General features: G+C 63.7%; 14 protein-coding genes. 8 read left to right on the forward strand and 6 right to left on the reverse strand.

What is annotated here, in order from left to right; translation table 11 throughout:
• Positions 1-172: 172 nt before the first annotated feature.
• The gene (locus tag VFL62_RS15715) at positions 173-1,036 is read right to left on the reverse strand and encodes a sulfite exporter TauE/SafE family protein (RefSeq protein WP_325173302.1); all 864 of its coding nucleotides are present in this window, start codon (positions 1,034-1,036) and stop codon (positions 173-175) included.
• Between the two features lie 253 nt (positions 1,037-1,289).
• Here VFL62_RS15715 and sdhC point away from each other — a divergent pair, with 253 nt between their 5' ends.
• The 7 genes from sdhC (at position 1,290) to VFL62_RS15750 (ending at position 8,009) form a co-directional block, all read left to right on the forward strand.
• On the forward strand, positions 1,290-1,688 hold the full coding sequence (gene sdhC, locus VFL62_RS15720; RefSeq protein WP_325173303.1) for a succinate dehydrogenase, cytochrome b556 subunit: 399 nt from the start codon (positions 1,290-1,292) through the stop codon (positions 1,686-1,688).
• Positions 1,689-1,717: 29 nt separating this feature from the next.
• Entirely contained in the window at positions 1,718-2,092 is a 375-nt protein-coding gene (sdhD, locus tag VFL62_RS15725) for a succinate dehydrogenase, hydrophobic membrane anchor protein (protein ID WP_414644738.1), read from the forward strand.
• 2 nt (positions 2,093-2,094) lie between these two features.
• On the forward strand, positions 2,095-3,936 hold the full coding sequence (sdhA, locus tag VFL62_RS15730) for a succinate dehydrogenase flavoprotein subunit (protein ID WP_325173305.1): 1,842 nt from the start codon (positions 2,095-2,097) through the stop codon (positions 3,934-3,936).
• A gap of 113 nt (positions 3,937-4,049) precedes the next feature.
• The gene (locus tag VFL62_RS15735; protein WP_325173306.1) at positions 4,050-4,832 is read left to right on the forward strand and encodes a succinate dehydrogenase iron-sulfur subunit; all 783 of its coding nucleotides are present in this window, start codon (positions 4,050-4,052) and stop codon (positions 4,830-4,832) included.
• An 85-nt stretch (positions 4,833-4,917) separates the two neighbouring features.
• On the forward strand, positions 4,918-5,745 hold the full coding sequence (locus VFL62_RS15740; RefSeq protein WP_325173307.1) for an FkbM family methyltransferase: 828 nt from the start codon (positions 4,918-4,920) through the stop codon (positions 5,743-5,745).
• A 70-nt stretch (positions 5,746-5,815) separates the two neighbouring features.
• Complete coding sequence (locus VFL62_RS15745) at positions 5,816-6,031, forward strand: hypothetical protein (RefSeq protein ID WP_325173315.1); 216 nt, start codon at positions 5,816-5,818, stop codon at positions 6,029-6,031.
• A gap of 184 nt (positions 6,032-6,215) precedes the next feature.
• A complete protein-coding gene (locus tag VFL62_RS15750) occupies positions 6,216-8,009 on the forward strand; it encodes an OmpA family protein (RefSeq protein ID WP_325173308.1) in 1,794 nt (597 codons plus the stop codon).
• Positions 8,010-8,178: 169 nt separating this feature from the next.
• Here VFL62_RS15750 and argG read toward each other — a convergent pair whose 3' ends face one another.
• The 5 genes from argG to VFL62_RS15775 all read right to left on the reverse strand — a co-directional run bounded on the left by argG (position 8,179) and on the right by VFL62_RS15775 (position 13,089).
• Positions 8,179-9,516 carry an argininosuccinate synthase gene (argG, locus tag VFL62_RS15755; protein ID WP_325173309.1) on the reverse strand — a complete coding sequence of 446 codons (1,338 nt, stop codon included), beginning with the start codon at positions 9,514-9,516 and terminating at the stop codon, positions 8,179-8,181.
• Positions 9,517-9,616: 100 nt separating this feature from the next.
• A complete protein-coding gene (locus VFL62_RS15760; protein WP_325173310.1) occupies positions 9,617-10,393 on the reverse strand; it encodes a phosphatase PAP2 family protein in 777 nt (258 codons plus the stop codon).
• 91 nt (positions 10,394-10,484) lie between these two features.
• Positions 10,485-10,976 (reverse strand): hypothetical protein, encoded by a 492-nt coding sequence (locus tag VFL62_RS15765; protein WP_325173311.1) that lies wholly within the window; start codon positions 10,974-10,976, stop codon positions 10,485-10,487.
• 139 nt (positions 10,977-11,115) lie between these two features.
• On the reverse strand, positions 11,116-12,333 hold the full coding sequence (gene rlmN / locus VFL62_RS15770) for a 23S rRNA (adenine(2503)-C(2))-methyltransferase RlmN (RefSeq protein WP_325173312.1): 1,218 nt from the start codon (positions 12,331-12,333) through the stop codon (positions 11,116-11,118).
• A 174-nt stretch (positions 12,334-12,507) separates the two neighbouring features.
• A complete protein-coding gene (locus VFL62_RS15775) occupies positions 12,508-13,089 on the reverse strand; it encodes an invasion associated locus B family protein (RefSeq protein WP_325173313.1) in 582 nt (193 codons plus the stop codon).
• Positions 13,090-13,295: 206 nt separating this feature from the next.
• Between VFL62_RS15775 and VFL62_RS15780 the strand changes: the two genes are divergently transcribed.
• Positions 13,296-13,813, forward strand: a 518-nt coding sequence (locus VFL62_RS15780) for an alcohol dehydrogenase catalytic domain-containing protein (protein ID WP_325173314.1), incomplete at its 3' end; no start/stop codon positions are given.

The following is a 13,813-nucleotide window of genomic DNA, read 5'->3' on the forward strand; positions in this document are numbered from 1 at the left end:
GGTGTTCGTGGTCGACGAGTTGCCGCGCAACACCATGGGCAAGGTGCAGAAGAACGTCTTGCGCGAGACTTACAAGAATATTTACGCGAGTAAGTAGTCGTTACTGCCCATTCCCTAGTGCGGCGAATTTTGAAGTTCCCATGATGGATTCGCGGCAAAACTGAAAGGAACGTCAGAGTCGCCACAGGAGGCTGATCGCAAAGCGCGTGCCGACGATCAGAAGATACGCGCCGTAGCTGCGTTCCAGCGCCTTCTTCGACATCGCATGCGCGACCCGCACCCCGAGCGGCGCGGTCAGGAGGCTCATCGGCATCACCAGCACGGCACCGATCAGCGACACGTAACCGAGCGCCAGCGGAAACTGCAGCGCCGCGACTTCGGGATAGTGCGCTGCCGCCGGCCAGCCGGCATAGATGTATCCGAGTGCGCCGGGAATCGAGACCAGCACCGCGATCGCCGAGGAAGTCGCGACGCCCTGATGGATCGGCCGGCCGTAAAACGTCATCAACAAATTGGCGAACAGCCCGCCACCCACCCCCATCAGCGTGGCCAGAAGGCCAACGCCGAGCCCGAAGATGCGCATCAAGGGCCCCTTGGGGAGGTCGTCTCCGATCTTCCAGTTCTCGTTGGCTGCCAGTAGCCGCACGGCGGCAGAGTAGGCGACCATCACGAACACGATCTTGAACAGCCGCTCCGGCGCGTAGCGCGCGATCACGCTGCCGGAAATCACGCCGATCAGAATTGGCAGCCACCAGGCGCGCAGGATGTCCTTGTCGATGGCGCCGCGGGCATAATGGGCGCGGTAGGAAGTGATCGAGGTCGGGATGATGATGGCGAGCGAGGTGCCGACGCAGAGCGGCATCCGCACCTCGAGCGGGACGCCGGCCAAGCGAAAGCATTCATAAAACACCGGAACCAGAATGGCGCCGCCGCCGATGCCGAAAATGCCGGCGAGAAACCCCGAAAGCGCGCCGACCGCCACCAGCAGCAGCGCCAGCTCAAGAACTTCCGAGACGTTGAGCCCCGCAATGGTCATCAGCCGTCCCTGCCCTTTCCACGCACTTGCTTGGTGGCGTGTTCATGAATCGTGCTTCAGGTATACCAGCAATATCACGCCTTCCCGGGGATCAATCCGGCAATAATGCAAGGCTCATCTGAAGCTATGAATTGGTGTTCGGAAGCAGCAGGATTCGCCATTGCACTGGCTGTTTCGACTTCGTAAATAGGAATCGTCGACCGCGATCCACGAAGGGCCCGAGCGGAGGCCCGCCAACCCGTCAAAGCCACCGATGACTGCCAGGATCGAAAGACCGCTTTCTCCACACCTGCAAACCTATCGCTGGACGCTGACGATGGCGCTTTCCATCGTCCACCGCGCCACCGGCGTAGCGCTGTACTTCGGCACGCTGCTGCTCGCCTGGTGGCTGATCGCCGCCGCCTCCGGCCCGACCGCCTACGCCCATGTGCATACCTTCATCAGCAGCATCCTGGGCCGGCTGATCGTGTTCGGCTACACTTGGGCGTTGTTGCACCACCTGTTCAGCGGCATCCGCCATTTCGTCTGGGATCTCGGCTACGGCTTCAAGGCGAATGAACGCGAAACCCTGACCTGGAGCGCGCTGATTGCCGGGATTTGCGCAACGCTGCTGCTGTGGATCGTCGCCTATGCGATCGGAGGCGGCCGATGAGCGCACCCAATAACGGGACAGTGAAATCGATGCGCACCCCGCTCGGTCGCGTCCGCAACCTCGGCGCCTCGCATTCCGGGACCTCCGATTTCTGGCGCCAGCGCATCACCGCGGTCGCCATGGTGCTTTTGATCCTGCCGGTCATCATCGTGGTGATGATGCTGCTCGGCAGCAATCACGCCGCCGCCGCGCAGACGCTTGGCTCGCCGCTGGTCGCCATCATCCTGCTGTTGTTCATCATCGCGAGCGCCTGGCACATGAAGATCGGGATGCAGGTGGTCATCGAGGACTACGTGCACAACGAACAGCTCAAGCTCGCGGCGATCATGGCCAACAACTTCTTCAGCTTCGCGGTCGCCTTGGCCTCGATCTACGCGATCCTGAAATTGTCATCTGGAGTGTAACGATGGCCGACGGTGGAAACGGCTCGGCAAACGGCAAGGGCGGCCCGGCCACCAATGGCAAGGCCTATCCGATCGAGGATCACACCTACGACGTGGTCGTGGTAGGCGCCGGCGGCGCCGGCCTTCGTGCCGTCGTCGGTTGCAGCGAGGCCGGTCTTCGCACCGCCTGCATCACCAAGGTGTTTCCGACCCGCTCGCACACGGTCGCGGCTCAGGGCGGCATCTCGGCCGCGCTCGGCAACATGCATCCGGACGACTGGCGCTGGCACATGTACGATACCGTCAAGGGGTCGGACTGGCTCGGCGACCAGGATGCGATCGAATACATGGTGCGCAACGCGCCCGAGGCGGTCTACGAGCTTGAACATTGGGGCGTGCCGTTCTCGCGCACCGAAGACGGCAAGATCTACCAGCGGCCGTTCGGCGGCATGACGCTGGATTTCGGCAAAGGCCAGGCGCAGCGCACCTGCGCCGCCGCCGACCGCACCGGTCATGCGATGCTGCACACGATGTACGGCCAGGCGCTGCGCCATTCGGCCGAATTCTACATCGAATTTTTCGCCATCGATCTGATCATGGACGATCAGGGCACCTGCCGCGGCGTCATCGCGCTGAAACTCGACGATGGCACCTTGCACCGCTTCCGCGCCCAGACCACGATTCTGGCGACCGGCGGCTATGGCCGCGCCTATGCCTCTTGCACCTCGGCGCACACCTGCACCGGCGACGGTGGCGGCATGACGCTGCGCGCCGGCCTGCCGCTTCAGGACATGGAATTCGTGCAGTTTCATCCGACCGGCATCTACGGTTCGGGATGTCTCGTCACCGAAGGCGCGCGCGGCGAAGGCGGCTATCTCGTCAATTCCGAGGGCGAGCGTTTCATGGAGCGCTATGCGCCCTCCGCCAAGGATCTGGCCTCGCGCGACGTGGTCTCGCGCGCGATGACGATCGAGATCCGCGAAGGTCGCGGCGTCGGCAAGAAGAAGGACCACATCTTCCTGCACCTCGATCATCTCGATCCGAAGGTGCTGCACGAACGGCTGCCTGGCATCTCCGAATCGGCGAAGATCTTCGCCAATGTGGACGTCACGCGGGAGCCGATCCCGATCCTGCCGACCGTGCACTACAATATGGGCGGCATTCCGACCAACTATCACGCCGAGGTGCTGACCAAGACCAATGGCGACGACAATGCCGTGGTGCCGGGCCTGATGGCGATCGGCGAGGCGGCCTGTGTTTCGGTGCACGGCGCCAACCGGCTCGGTTCGAATTCGCTGATCGACCTCGTTGTGTTCGGCCGCGCCGCGGCACTGCGGCTGGCGGAGAAGCTGAATGCCAACGCCAAGCAGCCCGACCTGCCCGCTGATTCCGCCGACAAGGCGCTCGGCCGGCTCGATCACTTCCGTCACGCCTCGGGCGGCACCGCGACCGCCAAGCTGCGCGAAAGCATGCAGCACGTGATGCAGAACAATTGCGCGGTGTTCCGCACCGGCGAGGTGCTGAACGAAGGCCAGAACCTGATCCACAAGGTCCATGGCGGTATCGGCGACATTGCGGTCTCCGACCGCTCGCTGGTCTGGAACTCCGACCTGATCGAAACGCTGGAATTCGACAATCTGATCGTGCAGGCGGTGGTGACGATGGATTCGGCGGCGAACCGCACCGAAAGCCGCGGCGCGCACGCACGCGAGGATTTTTCCGCGCGCGACGACCAGAACTGGATGAAGCACACGCTGGCGTGGATTGACGACAAGGGTAACACCAGGATCGATTACCGCCCGGTGCACAACTACACCATGACCAATGACGTTCAGTACATCCCGCCGAAAGCGCGGGTGTATTGAGCGACAGCAATCATAGCCCGTCATTCCGGGACGGTCCGAAGGACCAGACCCGGAATCTCGAGATTCCGGGTTCGATGCTGCGCATCGCCCCGGAATGACGAAAGGTTAGAAAGATGGTTGAATTCGCACTCCCGAAGAATTCGAGAATCACCGGCGGCAAGATCTGGCCGAAGCCGGCTGGCGCCACCGAGACGCGCGAGTTCAAGGTCTACCGCTGGAATCCGGACGACGGAAAAAATCCCAGCATCGACACTTACTACGTCGACACGCACGATTGCGGTCCGATGGTGCTCGACGGCCTGATCTGGATCAAGAATCACATCGATCCGACGCTGACCTTCCGCCGTTCCTGCCGCGAAGGCGTCTGCGGCTCCTGCGCGATGAATATCGACGGCCAGAACACGCTCGCCTGCACCCGCTCGATGCACGACGTGAAGGACGGCGCCGTGAAGGTCAATCCGCTGCCGCATCAGCCGGTCGTCAAGGACCTGGTGCCGGACCTCACGAATTTCTACGCCCAATACGCCTCGATCGAACCGTGGCTGAAGACGACGACCCCGACGCCGCAGCGGGAATGGCGGCAGAGCCATGAGGATCGCGAAAAGCTCGATGGGCTCTACGAGTGCATTCTGTGCGCCTGCTGTTCCACCTCCTGCCCGAGCTACTGGTGGAACAGCGAGCGCTTTCTCGGCCCGGCGGCGCTGCTGCAAGCGACGCGTTGGGTCACCGACTCGCGTGATGAGGCGACCGGCGAACGCCTCGACAATCTTGAAGATCCGTTCCGCCTCTATCGCTGCCATACCATCATGAACTGCGCCAAGGCTTGCCCGAAGGGTCTTAACCCTTCCGAGGCGATCGCCGAGCTCAAGTTGAAGATGGTCGAGCGGCAGGTTTAACGCGTCCCGCGCCCCAGCGGGGGCACCGTTGGCCGGACGCCCAAAACCGGCTATGCATCGCTCGTTTCGTCACGAGGATGTTCCGTTGATTCCAAGCAACGATCCGTCACCGCCGCCGTTCGGCGCATTTGCGCCGACGCCGGCGCAAGCCGCGATCATCGCGCTCGCGCATCGCTCGGCTCTGAAACGCGGCGTGTTTCGGCCCTGGTTCTCGCGCCTGATCGATCTGATCCGCAGCGGACCGATCGATACGAATTACCAAGGCGCGGCATTTCGTTTTCATCACCTGGCCAGCGCCACCGAACGCGGCGCGCTGTTCAATCCCGATTACAACATCGAGGAGCTTGATTTCCTGCGGGCTCATACCCCGCCGGGCGGCGTGTTCGTCGATATCGGCGCCAATGTCGGCACCTATGCGATGGTCCTTGCCCGGCATGTCGGAGCAACCGGCAAGGTAATTGCCGTCGAGCCGCATCCGGTGCCTTTCGGCCGGCTCACCTTCAACCGGGTGGCTTCCGGATTTTCGCAGGTCCGCCTGGTCGCCGCCGCGGCCGCCGCATCCGATGGCGAACTGCTGATGGAGACCGATAGCGACAATATCGGCGCCAGCCATGTCGTCACTGGCCAAGCAGGCAGCCACGCCTTCAAGGTCGCCGCCCTGAGACTGCAGCGCATTCTCGGCGAGGCCGGCGTCGATCATGTCGACAGCCTGAAGATAGACGTCGAAGGATTTGAAGATCGCGTTCTGACCGGCTTTTTCGCAGACGCGCCGGAAAGCCTGTGGCCACGCGCGGTCGTGATCGAACATCTGTCGCGCGATGAGTGGCAGAACGATTGCATCGCAGACATGCAGTCGCGCGGCTATATGCAGACCGCGCGAACCCGCAGCAACACCTTGCTGGTACGGCGCTAGCTGTTTTACTGGGAACGTCGCTTTGTCGACGCCGTTGGTCCTTCAGCGCGCACTGAAGAATGGCAAGGCGATGCCGATCGAACCGTCAGAAGATCCGCCGATCAAGCCGGGACAGCCGGCCGAGCCACCGCCGGAAGATCCGCCAGGGAATCCCAATCCCGAGATTCCGCCGCCGGTGCATGATCCAGGCGAGCCGCAAAGACCCGACGAATTGCCCGGCGAACTGCCGGACGAACTGCCGCTGCCCCCTCCTCCCGGGCCGATTTCGCCCCCTCCGGCGATTTGATCCTGCCACTGAATGCACCATGAACGGCTGCGCGTCGAAACGGCGCAGCGACGCGAAATAAATCCGAGTTCCCCTTTGAAACCCGCCACAATCCGGCCTAACGCTTGTTCGTTCATCGCCGGCGATTCACCTTGGTCTCCGCCACGAGCCCTGCCTTTAGAAGTCTCCCCAGGATCCAAAGCACATGACAAATTTGAGAATCGCGTTGCTTGCCACGACCGCGCTGTCTGCCATGCAACTGATGACCACCCCATCGCACGCGCAATCGGCATCGATCGTCGTCGCGCAACGCGAGGAAGTGGGTCCTGACGGGAAGCCCAAGCAGCCGCCAAAGGAGGCGCCGAAGGGAGCGCCACCGGCCCGCCCTGCCACGCCACCTTCAGCGCCGCCGCCCCATCCGGCTGCACCACCGCCGCCACCACCGCATCCGGCTGCGCCGCCGCCACCACCACCGCATCCGGCTGCGCCTCCGCCGCCACCACCACCGCATCCGGCTGCGCCTCCGCCGCCTCCGCATCCGGCTGCGCCACCACCGCCCGCCGCTCCGCATTCGGCGACGCCACCCGCACCGCCGACTCCACCGACTACGGCTCCGCAGCAGGAGCGCGGCAGGGAGTTGGAGCACGAACGGCAACAAAAGATGGCGCCGCCCGCGCCGCAGCAGCCTGCGACGCCTCCTGCAGCCGCGCCCCATACGCCACCGCCCGCGGCAGCTCCGCAAACGCAGACGCCGCAACAGCCTCCCCGCGCCGGCCAGCCACCTGCGCCGCAGACGCCGCCGGCAGCAGGAAACGCTCCGGGAGCCCCGCCCGCGGGAACGCCACCAGCAGGTGCACCGGTTACGCCGCGCGCCGCCCCGGGTACGGCTCCGACGGGCGCACCCACAACGGCGCCAGGAAACCAGACATCGGCGCCACCGCCCGGCGCGCCCGCAGGCGCAGCACCCATGGCGCGGCACGCGCCGCCGCAGGTGGCTGCACCGTTGCCGCCGCCACCTCCGCCGCAAAACCTGACGCCGCTGCCGGCCAATCCGGCTGCCGCACAGGGTCCGCGTCGGCTTGAGGACTTCCGCAACGAACGGCGCGAAGTTCAAGAAGGCGGGCGCACCGTCATCACCGAGCCCGGTCGCGTCATCATCCGCGATCCCTCCGGCGGCGCCTTTGTCCGTCACGACGAGACCGAGCGCTTCCGTTTCGGCGCCCGCGACATCCAGACCCAGCGCGTCGGCAGCGAGACCCGCACCGTCGTCATCCGTCCCGACGGCTCGCAGATCATCACGGTGGTCGCGGCCGACGGTTCGCTGTTGCGGCGGATCCGCCGTGACGTGCGCGGCGAGGAGTTCATCATCATCGACAACTCCTATCGCGATCCTCGCGCGGTCGGCGGCTTCTATGTCGACCTGCCGCCGCCGGTGGTCCGCATCCCCTACGATCGCTACATCGTCGACGCCGAAGATGCGCCGCCCGACATGATCTACGACACCATGGAGGCGCCACCGGTCGATCGTATCGATCGCCGCTACACGCTGGATGAAATCCGCTACAGCCCGAACGTGCGCATGCTGATGCCGAGCATCGACGTCAATACCATCAATTTCGACATCGGCTCGTGGGAGATCCCGCCCGACCAGGCCGCGAAGTTGCAGGTGATCGCCGACGGCCTCAACCGCGCCATCCAGCGCAATCCGCGCGAGGTGTTCCTGATCGAGGGCCACACCGACGCGACCGGCAACGACACCGACAACCTGTCGCTGTCGGACCGTCGCGCCGAATCGGCCGCCACGCTGTTAACGCAGCAATTCGGCGTGCCTGCCGAAAACCTGACCTCGCAGGGCTACGGCTCGCAATATCTGAAGGAACAGACCAGCGGGCCAAGCCGCATCAACCGGCGCGTCACCGTCCGCCGCATCACGCCACTGCTCAACGGCGGCGTAGCGTCGCTGCCGCCTCCGCCGCCCGGCGTCGCGCCGCCGCGCTAGAGCGAGCGTTCCGAACAACGAAAATGGCCGGGAGCAATCCCGGCCATTTTTGTTGAGCAGCGCTGTCTTCGTGCGTCATTGCGAGCGCCAGCGAAGCAATCCAGATTCTTATTCAAACGCTAGATTGCTTGGTCGCAGGCTCCTCGCAATGACGAAAAGAGGGTGCCCGCTAGCCCTTGTCGCTTTCGATCCGGGGAATCGGCGAGCCCTCGCCGATCGAGATCAATCCGGTATCGGCATAAATACCGAGCTTGTGACGCGTGTCGGCGATGTCGAGGTTGCGCATCGTCAACTGACCGATGCGATCCGCCGGCGTGAAGGCGGCGTCTTCGACCTTCTCCATGGAGAGCCGCTCCGGCTGATAGGTGAGATTGGGGCTTTCGGTATTGAGGATCGAATAGTCGTTGCCGCGGCGCAGCTCGAGCGTCACCTCGCCGGTGATCGCGCGCGCCACCCAGCGCTGCGCGGTCTCGCGCAGCATCAAGGCCTGCGAGTCGAACCAGCGTCCCTGATAGAGCAGCCGCCCCAGCCGCAAACCGCCGATGCGATATTCCTCGATGGTGTCCTGGTTATGGATGCCGGTGATCAGACGCTCGTACACGATGTAGAGCAGCGCCATGCCCGGCGCCTCATAGATGCCGCGGCTTTTCGCTTCGATGATGCGGTTCTCGATCTGATCGCTCATGCCAAGGCCGTGACGGCCGCCGATCGCGTTGGCCTCGAGGAACAGCGCGACCGGATCGGTGAACTTCTTGCCGTTCAGCGCGACCGGCTGACCTTCCTCGAAGCGCACCACCACCTTCTCCGGCTTGACGACGCAGTCGTCGCGCCAGAACGGCACGCCCATGATCGGGTTGACGATCTTGATGCCGCTGTCGAGACTTTCGAGATCCTTGGCCTCGTGCGTTGCGCCGAGCAGATTGCTGTCGGTCGAGTAGGCTTTCTCCGCGCTCATCTTGTAGGCGAAGCCGCTCTTGGTCATGAACGCCGACATCTCGGCGCGGCCGCCGAGTTCATCGATGAACTGCTGGTCGAGCCACGGCTTGTAGATCTTCAGGCCCGGATTGGTGAGCAGACCGTAGCGATAGAACCGCTCGATATCGTTGCCCTTGAAGGTCGAACCGTCGCCCCAGATGTTGACGCCATCTTCCTTCATCGCTGAGACCAGCATCGTGCCGGTCACGGCTCGCCCGAGCGGAGTGGTGTTGAAATAGGTGGCGCCGCCGGTCGAGATATGAAAGGCGCCGGCCTGGATGGCGGCAATGCCCTCGTGCACCAGTTGGGTGCGGCAATCGACGAGACGCGCCTTTTCGCCACCGAACTCCATCGCCTTTTTCGGAATCTCGTCATAGTCCGCTTCGTCGGGCTGGCCGAGATTAGCCGTATAGGCAAAGACCCGGGCGCCCTTCTGCTTCATCCAGAGCAGCGCCGCGCTGGTGTCGAGGCCACCGGAGAAAGCGATGCCGACTTTCTCCCCCTTGGGCAGGCTTTTCAGGATCGTACTCATTGAGCTTCCAATCGGTCGAAACAGCTGATGTTGAGAGCGCGAATATCAAATTTCGCGAGGGTGGGCACGTTTTATCGGTGGTTGGCGTAAATGACGCCGTTTACACCGACGGCGCCTCGCCGACGTCGTGGCCCAGCCAGCGCTGGCGCAGACGGTAGCCGGGCCAGGCGAGCCGCGTCAGCGCGGCATCGATCCGCTCGTCCGACAGGCGCGTGCGCGACCATCGGTAAATATAGCCGTGGGCGAGCCAGATCACGAGAAAGGTCACCAGCCCTGCAATGGCGACGTCGGTGAAGAAGTGGCCGCCGAACGCCATCCGAAGCAGGCTGGTGGTGGCGCCGAACACCGTCGCGCCGGCATAAGCGAGCGGCCGCCAGGCCGGCGGCGCCAGGGCCGCCGGCGCGTAGGTCCAGAATGCAGTCGCCCCCTCACCGGAGAAGAACGAGCAGTTCCGGGCGCAGCTTCCGCGCGGGTCCCACCACGGCACAAAACTCTGGTCGCCGTTGAACTGGCTCACCACCACCGGCCGCGGCCGGCCCCAATAGCTCTTGAAGGTGAGGTTGGTGAGCACGCCGGCCGAAAGCGTCAGCGTCGCCAGCAGGAAGACGATCGCCCGGCCCGACATCATCAACGGACGATCCGGGCGCAGCAGCTTCACGACCAGCGCAACGATCGCCGGCAGCGCGAACGCCCAGGCGATCACCATCGCACCGTCGCGGGCGAAGGCGGCGAGCGCATTGAGCTTCAGCGGAAACGACCGCGAAGCCTGGTCGTAAAACACCGCGGCGAGTTTCAGATCGAGTTCGGGATAGATCCCGAACGCGAGCCCGATCCCGAGCGCGAGGATGAGCGCGACAATCAGTCCGGTCCGGTTCATGGCGCCGGGTTTAGCCGAGACAGCCAATGATGAAAAGCACTCCTGTCCCGATTCCGAAGTTCGTCGCGATGCGGACTTCCGAACCGCCACACTACCGCGGCGACGGCGAATGCGAGGGCATTGGCGGCGGATGCCGCGGCGGGGGCGGCGGCACACGCCAGGCCCCGGCGGTGCGGCCGGCGATCATCCAATAGACCATCCCGGCGAGAATGCCGGCGCCGGTCATGATTTCCAGGTGCCGCCGCACGATGCCCTCGAACCGAAGCTGCTCGATATCGAAGGGAACCAGACCCAGATAGCAGGCGAGCCCGACCAGGCCGCCGCCGATCGCATAGGCCAGCACGCTGCGGACATAGAACGCTTCGGTGATCAAAACCACGATCATCGCTGGCACCAGCGCAAATCCGCTGACGAAGATGAAGCCGAAGCCAAGCACGATATTCAGGACGCCCGGATCGACCGGCCCGGCGCCGAGGTCGGAAAACTCGGGGAACATGATCGCGCCGACCACGACCGCGCCCGCCACGAAGCAGGCAGCGAGAAAGGCAAAGAGAATGATGAACAACCGGCCGATCAGGGACATCTTCGAACCAACAGCATTGTCTCGAACCCACCACCGTCATGCCCGGCTTTATGCCGGGCATCCACGTCTTATCCAATCCAATGCGGCAAAGACGCGGATGGCCGGGACAAGCCCGGCCATGACAGCGAACTGCCACCGCCTAATCCGTCATCGCCATCGCGCGCAGTGCCTGCCGCTCGCGCGCCGAAAGCTTCTCGGTCTCGGACTTCAATTGGCCGCAGGCGGCGAGGATGTCGCGCCCGCGCGGCGTGCGAACCGGCGACGAATAGCCGGCGTTGAAGATATATTCCGAGAATTTTTCGATTTGCTGCCAATCCGAGCATTCATATGCCGTGCCCGGCCAGGGGTTGAACGGAATGAGATTGATCTTGGCCGGAATGCCCTTGAGCAGCTTGACCAGCAACTTGGCATCATCGAGCGAATCGTTGACGCCCTTGAGCATCACATATTCAAACGTAATGCGGCGCGCATTGGAGGCGCCGGGATAATCGCGACAAGCCTGCAACAGCTCGGCGATCGGATATTTGCGGTTGAGCGGCACCAGTTCGTTGCGCAATTCGTCGCGCACCGCATGCAGCGAGATCGCGAGCATCACCCCGATTTCCTCGCCGGTACGCTTGATGTTCGGCACCACGCCCGAGGTCGAGAGCGTGATGCGGCGGCGGGAAATGCCGATACCCTCGTTGTCCGCGACGATCAAAAGCGCATCGCGCACCGCCTCGAAATTATAGAGCGGCTCGCCCATGCCCATCATCACGATGTTGGTGACGAGGCGATTGCCGTTCGGTGTCTCGCGGTCGATCCAGTCGTTCAGACGATCCCGCGCCACCATGATCTGGCCGACGATTTCCCCTGCGGTGAGATTGCGCACCAAGCGTTGCGTGCCGGTGTGGCAGAACGCGCAATTAAGCGTGCATCCGACCTGCGAGGAGACGCACAAGGTGCCGCGATCCGTCTCCGGGATATAGACGCACTCGACCTCGTGCGCCTTTTCGACATTGTCGCCGCTCGGCAGGCGCAACAGCCACTTGCGGGTGCCGTCATTGGATATCTGTTCGGCCACGACCTCAGGCCGGTCGACGGTGAAATGCTGCTCGAGTTCCTTGCGCATCTCTTTCGAGATCGAGGTCATGGCCTCGAAGTCTCTCGCGCCGCGCACATACATCCAGTGCCAGAGCTGCTGGACGCGCATCTTGCGCTGTGCAGGCGCGACCCCGATCCCGCCGAGCTTGGCGGCAAGCTCCTCGCGCGAAAGGCCGATCAGAGAGGGCTTCGCCGGCGGCACGTAGGATTCCAGCGCCACCTTTTCCAAAGGCGCCTTGGCCATGGCAATGCTGTCGGTCGAATTGGCGGTCATGTCATATCTTGCGAGATTTCTGACCTCATCCTGAGGAGCGACGCTAGCTTCGCGTCTCGAAGGATGAAAGCCGGGGCCTCATGGCTCGAGACGGCGCGAAACGCGCCTCCTCACCATGAGGATCGATACCACCAAATAGGCTTTCTTGGGTCCTCAAACAACGCCATTTTGGCGTTAGCGGCGGCAGTCTTGCGCGACGCGGTCCAGCGCCTGGGACAGGCCCTTCAACGAGAATACATCTGTGGTCTCGGTGCCCTTGGACGAGACGCCCTTGATCGTGACATCGGCGGCCTTGCGCATGGCATCGACCATCCGCTCTTCCTCGGCTGCGTTCTTGATCCAGAGGCCGTCGCCTTGCGTGTACATTGCATAGGACGCGCCGCCGACCTCCAGCGTCGATTCCGATCCCGGCTTGAGGGCGTAGCCGATCATGATCGACACTTCGTTGACGACCTTTTCGGCCGGCCGGGTCGAAATGAAGGCATAGGCCGGATCACGCGGCCGGTTCGGCGGATTGGTTTTCGACGACGACGGTTTTGCCAGCGCAAAACACACCTTCTTGCCGTTCGGCGTCGCCATATAAACGCCCCAGGTGCCGAACTGGCCGATCAGCGTCGGCTCGCTGCCACCGGCCGCCGCCGCGGCAGCGGTCTCCGGCTTGGCCGCCGCCGGCTTTGCGCCTTTCGGGGGCGTCTGCGCCAGCGCATGACAAACGGTGGCGCCGAAAAGCGCCGCCGAAATCGAAGCTGTCAGCATTCCCCGCACGGACATTGCGCAGTCTGGTCCCTTATCATTGTGACTGGAAGATGGCCCGGCTCCTCGGATCACGGGACGATGGATAGCCGGCCGAGACCCGATTCGGAAGACGGTCGCGCCATCCAGCGCGGCGCCATTTAGCTGCTAGTGCAGCCGTTCAACATTGGCTACCAATGGATCAACGCCTCGCAAGCTCAGGACCATCCATGAAAGCCATGCTCTGCTCGCAATATTGCGGCCCCGACGATCTCGTCCTGACCGAGGTGGCAGACCCCGTGGCCGGCCCCGGCGAGGCCGTGATCGCGATCAAGTCCGCCGCGCTGAATTTCTTCGATCTGCTGATGATCCAGGGCAAGTACCAGATCAAGCCGCCCTTCCCGTTTTCGCCGGCCGCCGAAGTTGCCGGCGTGATCGAGAGCGTCGGCAGCGGCGTGAGCGGCTTGAAGAGCGGGGATCGCGTGATCGCCTCCTGCGGCCACAACGGGGCGCGGGAAAAGATCGCGCTGCCGGCAAGCTCGATCGTGAAAATTCCTGATGGGCTCGACTTCGATCGCGCCGCCGGCGTCATCATCACTTATGGCACGGCGCTGCATGCACTGGAGGATCGCGCCAGCCCCAAGCCGGGTGAGACGCTCGCCGTATTGGGCGCGGCCGGCGGGACCGGGCTGGCGGCCTGCGAGCTCGGCAGGCTGCTCGGCCTCAAGGTGATCGCCTGCGCTTCGTC

Origin of the sequence: Bradyrhizobium sp., from assembly GCF_035701725.1 — a bacterium.
Classification (GTDB): Bacteria; Pseudomonadota; Alphaproteobacteria; order Rhizobiales; family Xanthobacteraceae; genus Bradyrhizobium.

Excerpts from the sequence above, each read along its gene's own strand:
- VFL62_RS15760 (WP_325173310.1), bottom strand. The coding sequence starts at position 10,393 with ATGAACCGGACCGGACTGATTGTCGCGCTCATCCTCGCGCTCGGGATC.
- sdhD (WP_414644738.1), top strand. The coding sequence starts at position 1,718 with ATGCGCACCCCGCTCGGTCGCGTCCGCAACCTCGGCGCCTCGCATTCC.
- VFL62_RS15715 (WP_325173302.1), bottom strand. The coding sequence starts at position 1,036 with ATGACCATTGCGGGGCTCAACGTCTCGGAAGTTCTTGAGCTGGCGCTG.
- rlmN (WP_325173312.1), bottom strand. The coding sequence starts at position 12,333 with ATGACCGCCAATTCGACCGACAGCATTGCCATGGCCAAGGCGCCTTTG.
- VFL62_RS15735 (WP_325173306.1), top strand. The coding sequence starts at position 4,050 with ATGGTTGAATTCGCACTCCCGAAGAATTCGAGAATCACCGGCGGCAAG.
- argG (WP_325173309.1), bottom strand. The coding sequence starts at position 9,516 with ATGAGTACGATCCTGAAAAGCCTGCCCAAGGGGGAGAAAGTCGGCATC.
- VFL62_RS15745 (WP_325173315.1), top strand. The coding sequence starts at position 5,816 with ATGCCGATCGAACCGTCAGAAGATCCGCCGATCAAGCCGGGACAGCCG.
- sdhC (WP_325173303.1), top strand. The coding sequence starts at position 1,290 with ATGACTGCCAGGATCGAAAGACCGCTTTCTCCACACCTGCAAACCTAT.
- VFL62_RS15775 (WP_325173313.1), bottom strand. The coding sequence starts at position 13,089 with ATGCTGACAGCTTCGATTTCGGCGGCGCTTTTCGGCGCCACCGTTTGT.
- VFL62_RS15765 (WP_325173311.1), bottom strand. The coding sequence starts at position 10,976 with ATGTCCCTGATCGGCCGGTTGTTCATCATTCTCTTTGCCTTTCTCGCT.
- VFL62_RS15750 (WP_325173308.1), top strand. The coding sequence starts at position 6,216 with ATGACAAATTTGAGAATCGCGTTGCTTGCCACGACCGCGCTGTCTGCC.
- sdhA (WP_325173305.1), top strand. The coding sequence starts at position 2,095 with ATGGCCGACGGTGGAAACGGCTCGGCAAACGGCAAGGGCGGCCCGGCC.